Annotated in this window: 14 protein-coding genes; 7 read left to right on the top strand and 7 right to left on the bottom strand. The window is 39.2% G+C overall.

Annotation, left to right across the window (positions count from 1 at the left end; translation table 11 throughout):
• Positions 1 to 231 precede the first annotated feature (231 nt).
• From AB8M93_RS08865 to AB8M93_RS08855, 3 genes are all read left to right on the top strand, one after another.
• Positions 232 to 474 (top strand): DUF2007 domain-containing protein, encoded by a 243-nt coding sequence (locus AB8M93_RS08865; RefSeq protein ID WP_373057217.1) that lies wholly within the window; start codon positions 232 to 234, stop codon positions 472 to 474.
• Between the two features lie 516 nt (positions 475 to 990).
• Complete coding sequence (gene rpiB, locus AB8M93_RS08860) at positions 991 to 1,431, top strand: ribose 5-phosphate isomerase B (RefSeq protein WP_373057216.1); 441 nt, start codon at positions 991 to 993, stop codon at positions 1,429 to 1,431.
• A gap of 39 nt (positions 1,432 to 1,470) precedes the next feature.
• Entirely contained in the window at positions 1,471 to 1,914 is a 444-nt protein-coding gene (locus AB8M93_RS08855; RefSeq protein WP_373057215.1) for a GNAT family N-acetyltransferase, read from the top strand.
• Here AB8M93_RS08855 and AB8M93_RS08850 read toward each other — a convergent pair whose 3' ends face one another.
• The 5 genes from AB8M93_RS08850 to AB8M93_RS08830 all read right to left on the bottom strand — a co-directional run bounded on the left by AB8M93_RS08850 (position 1,915) and on the right by AB8M93_RS08830 (position 8,585).
• On the bottom strand, positions 1,915 to 3,546 hold the full coding sequence (locus tag AB8M93_RS08850; protein ID WP_373057214.1) for a S41 family peptidase: 1,632 nt from the start codon (positions 3,544 to 3,546) through the stop codon (positions 1,915 to 1,917).
• On the bottom strand, positions 3,522 to 3,914 hold the full coding sequence (gene rnpA / locus AB8M93_RS08845; RefSeq protein ID WP_373057213.1) for a ribonuclease P protein component: 393 nt from the start codon (positions 3,912 to 3,914) through the stop codon (positions 3,522 to 3,524). Before rnpA ends, AB8M93_RS08850 begins: the two co-directional genes overlap by 25 nt.
• Before the next feature lie 153 nt (positions 3,915 to 4,067).
• Positions 4,068 to 5,975, bottom strand: a complete 1,908-nt coding sequence (locus AB8M93_RS08840) for a M1 family metallopeptidase (RefSeq protein WP_373057212.1) — start codon at positions 5,973 to 5,975, stop codon at positions 4,068 to 4,070.
• Between the two features lie 39 nt (positions 5,976 to 6,014).
• Positions 6,015 to 7,709, bottom strand: coding sequence for a S8 family peptidase (locus AB8M93_RS08835; RefSeq protein ID WP_373057211.1), 1,695 nt, complete (start codon positions 7,707 to 7,709; stop codon positions 6,015 to 6,017).
• A gap of 9 nt (positions 7,710 to 7,718) precedes the next feature.
• Entirely contained in the window at positions 7,719 to 8,585 is an 867-nt protein-coding gene (locus AB8M93_RS08830; protein WP_373057210.1) for an MBL fold metallo-hydrolase, read from the bottom strand.
• Positions 8,586 to 8,743: 158 nt separating this feature from the next.
• Between AB8M93_RS08830 and AB8M93_RS08825 the strand changes: the two genes are divergently transcribed.
• Entirely contained in the window at positions 8,744 to 10,618 is a 1,875-nt protein-coding gene (locus tag AB8M93_RS08825; RefSeq protein WP_373057209.1) for a cation:proton antiporter domain-containing protein, read from the top strand.
• Here the strand turns inward: AB8M93_RS08825 and AB8M93_RS08820 are convergent.
• A complete protein-coding gene (locus tag AB8M93_RS08820; protein ID WP_373057208.1) occupies positions 10,615 to 11,376 on the bottom strand; it encodes a YebC/PmpR family DNA-binding transcriptional regulator in 762 nt (253 codons plus the stop codon). The two genes, AB8M93_RS08825 and AB8M93_RS08820, sit on opposite strands and share 4 nt — an antisense overlap.
• Positions 11,377 to 11,519: 143 nt before the next feature.
• Here AB8M93_RS08820 and AB8M93_RS08815 point away from each other — a divergent pair, with 143 nt between their 5' ends.
• The gene (locus tag AB8M93_RS08815) at positions 11,520 to 11,897 is read left to right on the top strand and encodes a four helix bundle protein (RefSeq protein ID WP_373057207.1); all 378 of its coding nucleotides are present in this window, start codon (positions 11,520 to 11,522) and stop codon (positions 11,895 to 11,897) included.
• Positions 11,898 to 12,018: 121 nt separating this feature from the next.
• Here the strand turns inward: AB8M93_RS08815 and lepA are convergent, their stop codons facing one another.
• The gene (gene lepA / locus AB8M93_RS08810) at positions 12,019 to 13,815 is read right to left on the bottom strand and encodes a translation elongation factor 4 (protein ID WP_373057206.1); all 1,797 of its coding nucleotides are present in this window, start codon (positions 13,813 to 13,815) and stop codon (positions 12,019 to 12,021) included.
• 482 nt (positions 13,816 to 14,297) lie between these two features.
• Here lepA and AB8M93_RS08805 point away from each other — a divergent pair, with 482 nt between their 5' ends.
• A complete protein-coding gene (locus AB8M93_RS08805; protein ID WP_373057205.1) occupies positions 14,298 to 15,590 on the top strand; it encodes a sugar MFS transporter in 1,293 nt (430 codons plus the stop codon).
• Positions 15,587 to 16,360 (top strand): creatininase family protein, encoded by a 774-nt coding sequence (locus tag AB8M93_RS08800; protein ID WP_373057204.1) that lies wholly within the window; start codon positions 15,587 to 15,589, stop codon positions 16,358 to 16,360. The genes AB8M93_RS08805 and AB8M93_RS08800 overlap by 4 nt, the downstream gene beginning before the upstream one ends.
• Positions 16,361 to 16,420 lie beyond the last annotated feature (60 nt).

The raw sequence follows: 16,420 nt of genomic DNA, 5'->3' as shown, positions 1-16,420 counted from the left end.
CCCATACAAGAGTAAAAATAGATAATTATGGGCTTAAGTAAACCGAATAAAATTTCAGTTTTGTTCTTTTTTATCTTTCTTTTGGGGGTAATAGGATTTATTGCCTACATCAATATTTCGCTAAATAGAAAAACAAATGCAGAGTCTCTTTTTTCTTCTGAAGATCTGCAAAGTACCTCTTTAACAATTCAGGAATAAACAGTATCTTTAAAAGGCTGAATATAAGCCTTTATGAAGAATTATACTTGTTTAGCCACTTTCACCTACCCACACGAATACGTAGTTATTCAGCTAATCCTGAATCAGGAAAATATCAGATATCAATTTGAAAATGAAACTCTTATAGGCCTTTTTCCCTATTATTCCAATGCCTTTGGTGGTATTAAACTTATGGTTCATTTGGAAGATATTAAGGCAGCACAAAAAATCCTGGACTCTTTTCAGGATCGTTCTTCCAATCTTAGAATCGTTTAGTTATTAACAGCTATATTATATTTATTTATTTCTTCTTTTTTAAAAAATTAAAAATGGATGTTATTATAGGCTGTTAATTTGTACAATAAAAAAAGGTTAGAATTTTTGGAATATCAGTTATTATCTTTTTGTAACAGTTTATCAACAGCTGGTTAAAATCCTAACTATCTGATTGCATTGCTATTTTAAGGTTTACTTAACAATTTCATACTATTTGATGTTAAGATATTTTCTTAATTCTTTTCCTGATTGGAGATGTTCACAATAGAGATTTTGGTGCTCATAACTTGGTAAAAAATCGTTACTTAAAAATTTGAATTTTAGCAATGTATTTTGGTATTGGAATTAAATAGCATTTCTGCAAATTAGTTTGTGCTTTTCTCATCAACGTTTATCCACAGGTTATTGTCAATTATAATACCTTGAAAATAAAGGCTTTTCAAAAAGTAATTAACAATTGAAAAACATGGGGTTAATAAGCCCTTTTTTTACCTTTGTTTCTCTAAATGAAATAAGATGAAAATAGCAATTGGAAATGATCATGCCGGTACTACTTATAAAGAGAAAGTGGTGGAATCCCTTGAAAATAAAGGAATAGAAGTTATTAACTACGGTACAAATACTGAAGACAGTGTGGATTATCCAGATTTCGTACATCCTGTTGCCAAAGATGTGGCTGACGAAACTGTGGATTTTGGCATTATAATTTGTGGAAGCGGGAATGGCGCAAACATGACCGCCAATAAACACCAGGAAATACGGTCTGCCCTTTGCTGGACTTCAGAAATCGCTGCTCTTGCCCGCAGCCATAACAATGCGAATATCTTAAGTATTCCGGCACGTTTTGTATCGGTTCATCAGGCTGTAGATATGGTGGAAACTTTTCTTAATACCAAATTTGAAGGTGGGCGCCATCAGAAAAGAATTGATAAAATTCCTGTTAATAAGTCCTGTTAAGGCTGCGTTTAATTTTTTAACGGAATCAATAAATATTAAATGGAAATAGAAATAAAGCAATTTTCTGAGCTTTCCACAGAAGAACTATATCAAATCCTACAGTTGCGATCAGAAATTTTTGTGGTGGAACAGGATTGTGTGTACCAGGATATTGATGGAAAAGACCAAAAAGCTTTGCATATTTTAGGTAAAAAAGAAGCTAAGCTTGTTGCTTATACCCGCTGTTTTAATAGCGGATTTTATTTTGAAGAAGCTGCTATAGGACGGGTGCTGGTAAAGATGGAAGAGCGAAAATATGGTTATGGTCACCAAATTATGCAGGCTTCAGTAAAAGCTATTAAAGACCACTTTAAAACCGAGAATATAAAATTATCTGCCCAGCAGTACCTTATCGAATTCTATGAAAGTCACGGCTTTTCAACAATTGGTGAGGGGTATTTAGAAGATGGGATTCCACACATCGCGATGGTAAAAACGCCCTGATTACTCCAGGATCGCAGTGTATTGAGAAGGATTGTTTAATATTTCCTGCGCCTTATTAATTTCCGGGTTATGAACAACATAATAGTCGTAAAGCCCTTCTTTGTAAAAATAGCGTTTTATGATCTCATCGGTAATTAAACTGGTTATTTCAGCTTTTTTCTCCTCGAGTTCTTTCTTTTTATGCTGTTCAATTTCTGCGGAAATAGCCTTGTAATCCTGCAGGATTTTTTCTTCAAATCCTTCCTTTTCCGCAGTAATCAGCACCTCTTCCAGCTCCTTTTCAGTAGTGGTTTGATATTGGAAATCTGAAGTTTGTAAGTAATTTTTAAAATTTTCATACTCCCTGTCACTTAAACTGAATTCCTGTAAATCTGGTTTTTCGTGGGAATAGTAATATTTGGTAGCAAAATCAAAAATAGCGTCATCCATAAGCAAGGCTTGGGTGATCCCGCTATATTCTGAAGTTTGTAATCTTACATCGGGTAAAATTCCGCCGCCGTCATAAACCTTTCTGCCGTTACGGGTCTTAAATTCGTTATAATCCTCGGTCCTTGTTCTAATAGCATTTCCTTCTTCATCCCTGGTACGATAATCCAGTGCCTGTATGCACCTGCCGCTGGGGGTGTAATACCTGGAAATGGTAATTTTAAGCTGAGTGCCATAAGCGAGTTCTTTGGGACGCTGTACCAGCCCTTTACCAAAGCTTCTGGCACCCACCACTACTCCCCTGTCCAGGTCCTGGATTGCGCCGGCTACAATTTCACTGGCAGAAGCGCTTCTGCCATCAACGAGCACCACCAAAGGGATTTTGGTATCAATAGGCTCTTTTTGCGTAAAATATTCCCGGTTGTATTTTTCTATAACAGATTTTGTGGTTACAATTAATTCGTCTTTTGGAACAAAAATATTGCTCACATTAATCGCTTCAGCCAACAATCCGCCGGGATTGCCTCTAAGATCCAGAATAATTTTTTTAGCACCCTGGTTTTTAAGGTCTTTTAAGGCCCTTGCGGTTTCTGAAGAAGCCCTGGCATTAAACCTTGAAAGTACAATGTAACCGCTGCCATCCTCCAGTAAACTGTGATAAGGCACCGCTTTTAAAGTAACAGATTCCCTGGTTAAAGTGGTTGTTTTTATCTCTCCCTGTCTCCGGTAAGTAAACTCCACCGTAGAATTGTCAGCTCCATTGAGCAGTTCTCCGGCATCTTCCTGGAAATCGGACACGTTTATATTCCCAATCTTAATAATTTCATCTCCGGCTTTTAATCCCGCCTTATCGGCAGGATATCCCTTATAAGGCTCCAAGATGGTAATGGCATCTTTACCCATTTTAATGGTTGCGCCTATTCCCGTATATTCTCCGGAATTATTTATACGGGCAGCTTCCACATCCTGCTCATTCCAGTAGTTAGTGTAAGGGTCCAGATCCTGCAGCATGGCTTTAATGGCCGTATCCATAAGTTCCGCAGGATTGGTTTCATCAACATAATTCATGTTGATTTCCTTAAAAAGTGTGGTAAAAATTTCAATTTGTTTGGCAATGGCAAAAAAATCTGACTTAAAAGAAACGGTACCAAAGAAGATTCCCGCGCCAATTATCAAAACTGCTATTTTTCTTGCTGAATTTCCCATTTTTCTTTCTCCTTAAATTTTTCCAGCAACTTCTCCATCTTCGCAAAAAGTGCCTCATATCGCAATTCCTCAGGAGAAATATAAATAAACATGAACGCGTAAGAAGAAGAAAGGCTGTTGCTCACAAGATACTTATTTTTTCTATAAACCTCACGCAGCAAACGTTTTATCCGGTTGCGCTGCACAGCGGTTTTTACTATTCTCTTGGGAACTGAAACCCCGGCCTGAAATTTTGTTTTTTGATCTTCAGGAAGTTTAATATAGATAAGGCGAATTGGATAATTTTTAACCGATTTCCCCTCCTGAAAAAGCTGTTCTATGATTTTTTTGCTTTTCAGCTTTTCTTTTTTTCCGAAGTTTTGTTCCATGGTTCAAAAGTAAACATAGTATTGGATTTGAATCTGCCAGATTTAAAATTGTGTCCTAATAAATAAATTTCGGCTTTGCTTAAACTGAAAAAGAGGATATAAAAAACCCTCTTCCGTAGAAAAGGGTTTTAAAAGCTTCTTCGGAAGAGATTTTTATCTCCCCTCGCTGTTTTCTTCTGATGAATTTGTTCCTGAAGCAGCCGGATACGTATTGTTGCTTCGGTCTACATCTGCCATTAGCTGCGAGTCATCTATAACTACAGACTGAATTTGGGATTTTGGAGCATCAATCATTAAATTATAAGTGGGATTGGCCCAGGACCAGTCTTCTTTTATCGTTCTATTTTCTTCTCCTGAAGCCGGTTTTTCCCAACGCATCATTTGCAGGGGCATATAAAATAATTGTTTTTCCCCATCATTATAGGTTACTGTTACTTCTACGGGCATAGGCATATTTCCTATCCTGTGAAGTTTTATCTGGGTGGAATCTCCTTCAGCTTCAATAGATTCTATAGCGTAATCTATGGTGTTGGTAGTCCTGGTCCAGTCATTTAAATACCAGCCCAGCTCTGCCCCGGAAACTTTTTCAGCAACTCTTATAAAATCATTGGGAGTGGGATGTTTAAATTTCCATTCATCATAATAGCGATTAAGGGTTTTATCCAGGTTTTCTTTCCCAATAACATAGCCTAACTGGGCAAGAAAAACCGCTCCTTTGGAATACGCGGCCGCGCCATAGGCAAAATTATAATCATATCTATCTGCATGAGTGGTTTGCGGCTGTTCTACCCCGCTTCTCACCAACTGGTTGTAGCCTCTGTAGGAACCTGTATGGGGATTATCATTTTCAGAATCCATCACGGCTTTCATGGCTTCATCTGAAATGTATGAAGTGAAACCTTCGTCCATCCATTCATTTTCAGACTCATTAGTGGCCAATAAATGCTGAAACCAGGCATGGGCAAATTCGTGTGCGGTAACCCCAACCAGGCTTTCATAACTCCTTTCCCCGGTGATAAGGGTAAGCATGGCATATTCCATACCTCCGTCACCACCTTGAATCACAGAATATTTATCCCATGGATAAGGGCCAATATGCTCGTTATAGAACAACAAGAGTTCTTCAGTTTTTGGCTGAAGCTTTTTCCAGTTTTCTACAATTTGGGGATTGTTTTTATAGAGAAAATGGAGAACCGTGCCATCTTTGGCGGTAAGCTTATCATGTATATAGTCAGGATCTGCCGCCCAGGTAAAATCGTGCACTTTTGGCGCAACAAAATGCCAGGTTAATTTGTCTCCTTTTTTGCGTTTTACCTTAGTTCCTTCTTCCTCATAACCATAACCAATCTCCTGCGGATTTTGTAGATAGCCGGTGCTTCCTAAAATATAATCTTTATCAATGCTGATTTTTACATCAAAATCTCCCCAAACTCCATGGAATTCCCGGGCGATGTAAGGATCTGCATGCCAGCCTTCAAAATCATATTCGGCTAATTTGGGATACCACTGGCTCATGGAAAGCGCAACCCCCTCGGCACTGTTCCTTCCTGAACGGCGTATCTGTAGCGGCACCTGTCCTTTAAAATCCATCTTAAAAGTGGTTTTTTCCCCAGGTAGAACTGGCTCTGCCAGCTTTACTTCCAGGATGGTTCCCACTTCTTTATAATCTAATGGATTCCCGTTTTGAATTAAAGAATTTACGCGTAAATAACCAATTTCGTCAGGTTTAAGTATAGCTATTCGGCTTTGGTATTCAGGATTTTCTCTTGTTCCCAGGTTATTTACCATACGCCCATCAGGATCGGCAATGTTCTGAAGCCTCATATCCATTTCACTTCCCGGCTGGAAAGCATTAAAATAAAGATGATAGAACACTTTTTGCAGCGTATCCGGGGAGTTATTGGTATATACCAGTTTCTGGGTTCCTGTGTATTGATAGTTTTCCACATTCATATCCACATCCATGTTGTAATTAACATGTTGCTGCCAGTAGGTGGAATTATTCTGGGCATATCCCAGGCTTACCGCAAGAAAAGAAAGGCTTAAAAATAGTTTCTTCATTTATTCTGTTTTTATTGATTTTTGGAGTTTCAGAAGTTATTACAAATTTATATCTCCGTGTGCAACTTTATCTGCAAGGATAAGGGCGTTGTATAAATTAACCATTTTTCCGGAAGTGGAAAGTTCTCTAAAGTTTTTGGTGCTTTGGCCCTGTTCCCCAACCATTACCATGGTCCCGGTGGAAAGTCCACTGTTCATAATTATATGTTTTACCTGTGCAGCACTTAATTTTGGATAATATGAACGAATCATGGCTGCAACCCCTGCTACGGCAGGAGAAGCCATAGAAGTTCCCTGGAGAAATTCATATTCGTTATTGGGGGTGGTAGACCAGATCTTGCTTCCAGGCGCGAAAACATCTACGTTTTTCTTACCGTAATTCGAGAATCCGGAAACCAGTCCAGAACCGTATTCATAGTTTAATGCGCCCACAGTTAAAAAGCTGTCGCTTATTTCTTCAGGTGCTTCAGGATACTGGTCGTTTGGATACACCCGGTTTTGGTCAAGGTCCAGGCTCTCGTTTCCTGCCGCATTTACGATTAAAACATCGTGTTCAGCAGCATATTTAATGGCGTCTATCACCCATTCCGGATTTGGAGAAAAATACTTTCCAAAACTGGTATTGATCACCTTGGCGCCATTATCTACGGCGTATCGAATAGCCAGGGCAATATCCTTATCATATTCATCTCCATCGGGAACCGCACGAACAGGCATAATTTTTACATTATTGGCAATGCCGTTAATCCCGATATTGTTATTTCTTTCCGCAGCAATAATTCCCGCCACGTGGGTACCGTGTTTTACATCTTCCTTATCTTGGGTAGGCCCGTCAACATCGTTGTTACCATAATCTGTATCGTTGATGTCGTAAGGATCGTCCCCAACTATGGCCCTGCCGTTGAGGTCAAGGTTGAAATGCGTGTCGAGCCGGTTTTGAAAATAATCTATGGTATCTGCCAGTTCCTGAAGAGCATCAGGAATATTTTCATCTACATTATTTTGAATTTGGGTAAGCATGGCTTTATACTGAGCCATTTGCTGGGAAGAAGCCTGCATGCCAGAAAGCTCTTCTTTGGTATAATCTTCTTTCCCTAACTGGCTGGAAACCGCGGCATGAGCAGCCACTAATTGTTCCTGTATTTGCTGGTATTGCTGAAGATTTTGCTGAACTTCACTCAGTTCTTTTTGATATTCATCCTTTGCACGCTGGTACATGATAAATTCTTCCCTGTCTGCAGTGCTGATGGAGCTGGCGGTTTTGCCTTCATATTTAGGTTTAAGGCGCTTGTAAATTCTTACATATTCCAGGTTTTCCTTTACAGCGTCCCCAAGAAAATTCCAGCCATGGATATCGTCTACATAACCATTATTATCATCATCTTTATTATTTCCAGGGATTTCATCGGTATTGGTCCAAATTACCCCATCCAGGTCTTCATGTTCAATATCTACCCCACTATCTACCACTCCAACAATCACGGTTTCACCTTTCCTGTTTTTTATAATCTCATCATAGGCCTTACGAACAGACATTCCCGGGATCGTGTCACTCTGGAGATCGGCACCGCTCCAGTCTTTAAGCTGCACCTCTGTAAGCGGCTGCACCTTTAGAGGGATGGAATCTATTTGTTCTATTGGTGTGGAAACTAAACTTGGGGCGGTACTGCCACAGGCGGCAAGCATTGCGGCTGCGGTTACGGAAAGCAGCGGCTTAAAAACTGGTATTCTCATATTTTATTTCTAATTAAAAACTTGGTTGAATGTAAATTTTTCGTCTAACCTTACTCCTTTTTCTGTATGTTTAACGGTGATTATTTCATTATGGGCATCGTGTTCCAGGAACAAATAAAATTTCTCATCTGCTGCCTTATTCAAAAATATTTTTTTCTCCGGAAGCGTAAGCAGCGGCCTTGTATCAAATCCCATCACGTACGGCAAAGGAATATGTCCCGCGGTTGGCAGCAAATCTGCCATAAATACAAGGGTTTTATCTTTATATTTAATGTGCGGGATCATTTGTTTATCGGTGTGTCCATCCACAAATAACACGCCAAAGCCAAAATATTCAGAATCGGTATAGTTTTGCTTGTCGCCGTTACGTTCTAAAAAGTGAAGTTTGCCGCTTTCTTCCATGGGAAGGATGTTTTCTTTCAGGAAGGAAGCCTTTTCCCGTGCGTTGGGTTGTGTTGCCCATAGCCAATGGTCTTCATTGCTCCAGAAACGGGCATTTTTAAAAGCTGGTTCGTAGCCGGTATGGTCTTTATTCCATTTAATGCTTCCGCCGCAATGGTCAAAATGCAGGTGTGTCAGGAACACATCGGTAATGTCATCGCGGTGAAAACCATATTTTTTTAAGGATTTGTCTATAGAGTGTTCTCCCCAGGGATAATAAAAACCAAAGAATTTTTCATCCTGCTTATCCCCCATACCGGTATCTATGAGAATAAGTTTTTCACCCTCCTCAATAAGTAAACAACGGGCGGCAATATCAATCATATTGTTAGAATCTGCAGGATTTGTGCGGGACCAGAGGCTTTTTGGAACCACTCCAAACATAGCACCTCCATCCAGTTTAAAATTTCCTGCTTCAATTGGATATAGCTTCATGTTATTTTTTTTTCTTATTCTTAGGAATTACTATGCAAAATAGAAAAACAAAATTTCACTAAAATGCTAAAGTAAGCTTTTAACAAGTTGTTATCATAAGTAGAACAAAGTGGTTAATAAGCCTTTTTTATTACATTTAGCACTTAAATTAAAAACGAATGTTAGAATTAGCTGGAATAATTATACTTGGTATACTGGCGCAGTGGGTAGCCTGGAAATTTAAAATTCCTGCTATTTTACCACTTATCCTCATAGGACTTGCAGTAGGGCCAATTGCGACCCTATTTACTGAAGATGGAAATAAATTAATTGAACCTATCTGGAACGGAGAGCACGGCCTTTTCCCCGGCGAAAGCCTTTTTTACTTTGTATCTCTGGCAATTGGAATCATTCTTTTTGAAGGTGGTTTGACGCTGCGAAAAGGGGAAATTTTAAATGTAGGCCCTGTAATTGTAAAACTAATCACTATAGCAGTAGTGGTTACATTTGTTGGAGCAGGCATCGCCGCATATCTTATTTTTAATTTATCCTGGCAGATCGCCTTTCTTTTTGCAGCGCTTATTATTGTGACCGGACCCACCGTGATAACTCCTATTTTAAGAAATATTCCTCTAAAAAAAGATGTTTCAGCAATCTTAAAATGGGAGGGAATATTAATTGATCCTATTGGTGCCCTGGTGGCCGTACTTGTTTTTGAGTTTATAGCTGCCGGCGAAGGGCGGGAATATACCCGTACTGCACTGGTGGAATTTGGTAAAATTGTACTTTTTGGTTTTACCTTTGGTTTTACCTTTGCCCATGCACTTGCTTTTGCAATTAAAAAGAACGTAATTCCACATTATCTTTTAAACGTTTTTACCCTTGCCGCAGTATTGGGAGTTTTTGTGCTTAGTGATCAATTTGCTCATGAAAGCGGACTGCTGGCGGTAGTGGTAATGGGAATGGTAATGGGAAATATGAATCTTCCCAATTTAAAGGAATTACTATATTTCAAGGAGTCTCTTAGCGTTCTGCTTATTTCTATCCTATTTATCCTGCTCGCCGCAAATATGAATATGGAAGATCTTTACCTCATTTTTAATATAAATGCCCTTATCCTCTTTGCTGCAGTGGTTTTCCTGGTTCGGCCTCTGGGTGTATTTGTGAGTAGTATAAATTCTTCTTTACAATTTAATGAAAAATTATTTATAAGCTGGGTAGGCCCACGCGGAATCGTAGCTGCAGGTATCGCCTCCCTATTTGGAATAAAATTACAAAGCCAGGGGGTGGAAGGGGCAGAGTATATTACACCTCTGGTATTTATGATTGTACTAGGAACCGTGCTGCTTAATGCCACCACAGCACGATTATTTGCACAATTGGTAGGTGTTTTTCTTAAAAATTCTTCAGGAATATTAATTATAGGGGCTTCCTCCATGCCACGGCTTATCGCGGCTTATTTAAAGAAAAATAACCGGCATGTAGTGCTGGTAGATAACAATGCCAGCAACATCAGGAAATCTAAAGAACTGGGGATTGATGCTATTCAGGATAATGTTTATTCTGATGATCTTATCAATAATATAGAACTCAACGATATTGGTTATTTAATGGCCATGACCAGTAACAGCGAGGTAAATGACAATGCCATTAAGAAATTCAGAAAACATTTTGGTGAGAACGGATCCTTCAGGGTAGTTTCTCCTGATGAAATGCAGGACCCGGAAAAAAATCCAAAAGAAGGCTTATTTTCTCAAACCGATGATTACGTGAAGCTTACCAATCTTGCCCGTAAATATCCCTCTATACAGGAAATAGAACTTAATTCTAAAGAACATTATGAGGGGCTTATTGAGATCACTAAAACCGATAATGATATTATCCCTCTATTTGTTAAAAATAACGAAGGAGATCTAAGCATAATCCCTTCCAACAGCACCTCTGTAGATATTGAAGAAGGCTATAAGCTGGTGTATCTTGGAAAAGAAATGGAAGTGGCAGAAAATGAAGAAAAAATCGAATCCAGGGAAAGTGTGGAAGAAGATGAAGATTAATCTTCATCTTCCATTGCCGCTATAAGTTCATCATTAATTTCGAGGTTGTGATACACATTCTGCACATCATCATCTTCCTCAAATTTATCTACCAGGGCAAGAATTTTTTTAGCGTCTTCCAGCGGAAGTTCAATGGTATTTAAAGGAATTCGCTGCACTTCAGAATTTTTTGGCTCTATGCCCAATTCTTCTAATTTAGAAGACATTAAGCCGAAGTCGGTAAATTCAGTATAAACAGTTATATAATCATCTTCTTTGTCAATGCTGGAAGCACCGCCCTCAATTAATTCCAGTTCCAGCTCTTCCATATCCCGTTTAATCTTTTCTTTTTCCAGTACAAACACTCCTTTTTTATCAAACAGGAATTCTAGGGAACCATTGGTTCCAAGGCTGCCGCCATTCTTGGAAAAAATAGATCTTACCGAGGCTACCGTACGATTGGTATTATCTGTGGTACATTCCACAAAAAAAGCAATTCCATTGGGGCCGTAACCTTCAAAAGTCACCAGTTCATAATTATCGGCATCGGCACCGCTGGCTTTTTTTACGGCACGCTCAATGGTGTCTTTAGGCATGTTTACGCCCTTGGCATTGGAGATGGCATTTCTAAGGGCAGGATTAGCTTCGGGATCTGGCCCTCCGCCTTCTTTTACGGCAACACTAATATCTTTAATTGCCCTGGTAAATTGTTTCGCTCTTCGTTTATCCTGCGCTCCCTTACGGTGCTTTATATTTGCCCATTTACTGTGTCCGGCCATGATTTGTCTGTAGTCTTTAGTTTGTAGTCGATAGATTTTATACCGAACTAAATTTTATGTCATTACAAATTTAAAAAATGAAATAGGAGTTAAGAAATCATATGAATATGTATCTTCAATGTAAAAATTTTATATAGCTGAATTTGAAAACCGAAAAATTTAATTTTGAGGAACTCAATGTTTATCAAAAGTCATTATTATTTGTTGATAAGATTTATGAGCAAACCAGGAAATTTCCAAGGGGAGAAGCTTATGGATTAACTTCTCAATTTCGAAGAGCTGCTACTTCAATAGCATTGAATATAGCTGAAGGAGCTGGAAGTTCAAATCCTGAATTTCGGCGTTATCTTCAAATTTCTTTAAATTCAGTTAAAGAATGCGTGGTGTGTGTAGAAATTGCAAAACGTCAAACCTATTTTCAGTTAAACGAGTATGAGGATTATAGACAAGATCTGGCAGAATTATCTAAAATGCTCACATCTTTAATGAAATATCTTAACAACAATCAAAAGAAAAACTAACCCTCTAAAGACTCGATTAACTTTAGTAAAGATTTTTCTTTCTAAAATTGAAATTCCTAAGCTTTGTTGGTTATGCGGAAGATGCTCCTACCGTCTATAGTCTAAAGTCTAAAGACTATTTTTAGTCATTTAACTTCAAAACTGCCATAAAGGCCTCCTGGGGGATTTCAACATTTCCAACCTGGCGCATACGTTTTTTACCTTTTTTCTGCTTTTCCAGAAGTTTACGTTTACGGGAAATATCCCCGCCATAACATTTTGCGGTAACGTCCTTACGTAAAGCTTTTACGGTTTCGCGGGCAATAATTTTTGCACCTATTGCCGCCTGGATAGGAATGTCGAATTGTTGCCTGGGGATAAGTTCCTTCAGCTTTTCACACATTTTCTTCCCGATATCATAGGCGTTATCTACGTGCAATAATGCTGAAAGTGCGTCTACAGTATTTCCGTTCAGCAATACATCTACTTTTACCAGTTTAGACTGGCGCATTCCAATGGGAGAATAGTCAAAAGAAGCATATCCGCGGGAAACTGTTTTTAGGCGATCATAAAAATCGAAGACAATTTCAGCTAAAGGCATATCAAAAGACAATTCCACCCTTTCTGTAGTCAGGTAGGTTTGGTTAGTAATTTCTCCCCTTTTTTCGATACAAAGGGACATTACGTTCCCTACATAATCTGATTTGGTAATGATGGTTGCTTTAATAAAAGGTTCTTCCACCCGGTTTAAAGTGGAAGGCTCAGGCAGGTCTGATGGATTATTTACCAGGATCACCTCATCGGGATTTTTATTGGTATACGCCTGGTAAGATACGTTTGGAACGGTAGTGATCACCGTCATATCAAACTCCCTTTCCAGCCTTTCCTGGATAATTTCCAGGTGAAGCATTCCAAGAAAACCACATCGGAAACCAAAGCCAAGCGCGGCCGAACTTTCAGGAGTAAATACCAGGGAAGCATCATTTAGCTGAAGTTTCTCCATAGAAGCTCTCAATTCTTCATAATCTTCAGTATCCACAGGGTAAATTCCGGCAAAAACCATTGGTTTTACATCTTCAAACCCAGGAACAGCTTCAGTAGTAGGATTTTTGGCATCGGTAATAGTATCCCCAACTTTTACTTCTTTTGCTTCCTTGATCCCGGTGATAAGGTAGCCTACATCCCCGGTTTTAATCTCATTTTTGGGTTGTTGTTTCAGTCTTAAGGTGCCTACCTCATCTGCCGAGTAATTTTTATCTGTAGCTACAAATTTAATGTTTTGACCCTTTTTTATAGAACCATTAATTACCCTGAAAAAGGTTTCTACTCCACGGAAGGGATTATAGACTGAATCAAAAATAAGGGCTCTTAAAGGCGCATCAACCTTGCCGCTTGGAGGAGGAATCCTGGTAATAATTGCTGAAAGTATTTCTTCAATCCCCAATCCTGTTTTGGCGCTTGCCGGAATAATATCTGAAGCATCACAACCCAGTAAATCCACAATATCATCGGTTACTTCCTCAGGATTGGCGCTGGGAAGATCTATTTTATTAAGAACAGGAATAATTTCGAGATCATTTTCCAGGGCGAGGTAGAGATTAGAAATGGTTTGTGCCTGGATGCTTTGTGCGGCATCTACCACCAGCAACGCACCTTCACAAGCTGCAATAGATCTGGAAACTTCATAAGAAAAATCTACATGGCCGGGAGTATCTATAAGATTCAGCACATATTTCTCCCCTTCATAAATATAATCCATTTGTATGGCGTGGCTTTTAATGGTAATTCCACGCTCTCTTTCCAGGTCCATATTGTCCAGGAGCTGCTCCTGTTTTTCACGATCGGTAACCGAACCTGTGAAGTCTAACAGCCTGTCCGCCAGGGTACTTTTCCCGTGATCAATATGGGCGATAATGCAAAAGTTACGTATGTGCTTCATGTCTCTTTTTCGTAGCTGATCTTATAAAATAATCAACAATAATTAAGTTGACAAATATAGTTTATTTACAAGTTATCAAAGAATTTTTATAGGATTGCTGAAGAATCAGGATTTAACTCCTTTACCGGCTTTATATAATTTCAAAATACCTGTGGAATAAAAGGTTTTTAAAATCTGCAGAGGGATAGCAGATGCAAGATTTAGATTTGTATTTTTAAGCGAAGCACATTTTGCAGCCCAGCTTAAACAAAAACTTTGCAGAGTTTTGATATTTATAAAGAAAAGAACTAAGGGTTTTTATTTTTTGCAGAAGATTTTTAAAAATCTATTAGTACTTTTCCTGTTTAAAGCGATTTTTGAAGAAAATTGGAACAGCAGCTTTCTTAGCCTTTATGAGTTAACTAAAGGGAATAAAGTTATGGCTGTAAAATCTTCTTTAAAAATTATCGCTAAGGTTGTTTACAAAAAATTATTCCTAGAATATGGCAAATTCAGTTGCAACAAAAAGGGAGAAGTCTCTACAAGAGAGCGGTAGTACTACCCGTTCTATCATTATTATTGGTGCTTTATTTTTCATTTTCGGGTTTGTTACCTGGCTTAATTCCCTTTTAATCCCGTATCTGGAAATTGCCTGCGAATTAACCAAATTTCAGGCCTTTTTTGTCACCTTTGCTTTTTATATCGCTTATGTGGTAATGGCACCGGTTTCTGCAAGAACGCTTAATAAATTGGGTTTCAAAAAAGGAATGTCCGTAGCATTAGGAATTATGGCAATTGGCGCGCTATTATTCATACCGGCAGCCATTAGCCGTACCTACATTATTTTTCTGGGAGGACTTTTTATTATGGGCAGCGGGCTGGCCATTCTGCAAACCGCTTCCAATCCTTATGTAACTATCATTGGCCCTGCTGAAAGTGCTGCAAAACGCATCAGTATAATGGGAATTTGTAACAAACTGGCAGGAGCAATCGCACCTATTTTGATTGGTTTCTTTTTACAGCTGGAAAAAGCAGATGAACTTAAGTCTGAAATTGCCAATTTATCTGCTTCCGAAAGAATTGCAGAACTGGACCAGATGGCAATGCGCGTTATACCGCCTTATATAGGCATTATTGTGGTTTTATTGCTACTCGCGTTCTGGGTGTATAAATCCGGTTTACCCGAAGTAGATGCCGATGAGGAAGATGAAAATTTAACCGCATCTAACTTGGGCAAAAAGAGTGTTTTCGATTTCCCGCATGTGATTTTGGGAGTGATCACTTTATTTCTATATGTTGGAGTAGAGGTAATTGCAGCCGATAGTATTATAAGTTATGGCTCTTCCCAGGGAATTGCCCTAACTACGGCCAAGTACTTTGCAACCGGAACCATGGCTGCCATGGTTTTGGGCTATATCATTGGCATAATTAGCATTCCCAAGATTATAAAACAGGAAAATGCATTACGGGTTTCAGCAGTATTAGGGATTTTGTTCGCGCTGGTCGCCATTTTTTCGTCCGGCTATGTTTCACTCGCCTTTATTGCGCTTTTAGGCCTGGCAAATTCCTTAATGTGGCCGGCAATCTGGCCCATGGCGCTGGCCGATGTTGGAAGATTTACAAAAGCAGCCTCTTCTTTACTGGTTATGGGAATTGCCGGCGGGGCAATTGTGCCACTTGCTTACGGGGCTCTGGCTGAAAATTGGAATCCGCAGCAGGCGTACTGGATTTTAATTCCCTGCTATTTATTCATATTGTATTTTGCTGTTTCAGGATATAAAATCAGAAAAACATGAGGCCTTATATTTTAGCGGAAAGTAACTGGCAAACGGTTAAGGAGGAAGAAACGGAAGTAGCCGTTTTGCCATGGGGAGCCACAGAAGCTCATAATTATCATTTGCCCTACGCCACAGATAATTATCAAATTGATGCCATTGCTGCAGAAGCCGGGAAAATTGCCTGGGAAAAAGGCATAAAACTGAAGATCCTACCCAACATCCCTTTTGGGGTAAATACAGGGCAGGCAGATATTAAGCTGGACATCAACTTATTCCCCAGTACCCAACTGGCCATACTCTCAGACATCCTCCAGGTCTTAAACCGGCAGGGGATTTATAAATTTATTCTGCTGAATGGCCACGGAGGCAATACCTTTAAACCCATTCTTAGGGAACTGGGCTTAAAGTTTCCGAAGATGTTGCTCATCACGACCAATTTCTTTGAGGTAGTAGATAAATATCAATTTTTTGAAGAAAAAGGGGATCATGCAGATGAAATGGAAACCAGCCTGATGCTTCACCTTATGCCGGGACTGGTTTCAGATTTAAAGGAAGCGGGGAGTGGAAAGGAGCGAAAATCCAAAATTACGGGAATAAGAGAAGGCTGGGCCTGGGCAGAACGGCAATGGTCCATGGTGAGCGAGGATACCGGAATAGGGAATCCTAAAAAAGCCACCAAAGAAAAGGGAGCACAGTTTTTTAATGCTGTTTGTAACAAATTAGCAGAATTGTTCGTGGAGGTTTCTGAAGTTGAAATAGATAAACGATATGATTCTACGGAAGAATAACTGCCTTTAAAAATTTTAAATATGAAAGGCACAAAAGGGGAAAATTGTATAACTCGATGA

This window comes from Autumnicola aciditolerans (assembly GCF_041679265.1).
Classification (GTDB): Bacteria; Bacteroidota; Bacteroidia; order Flavobacteriales; family Flavobacteriaceae; genus Autumnicola.
The sequence above is the reverse complement of the archived record's forward strand: the minus strand, read 5'-3'. Positions and strand labels throughout refer to the sequence as shown.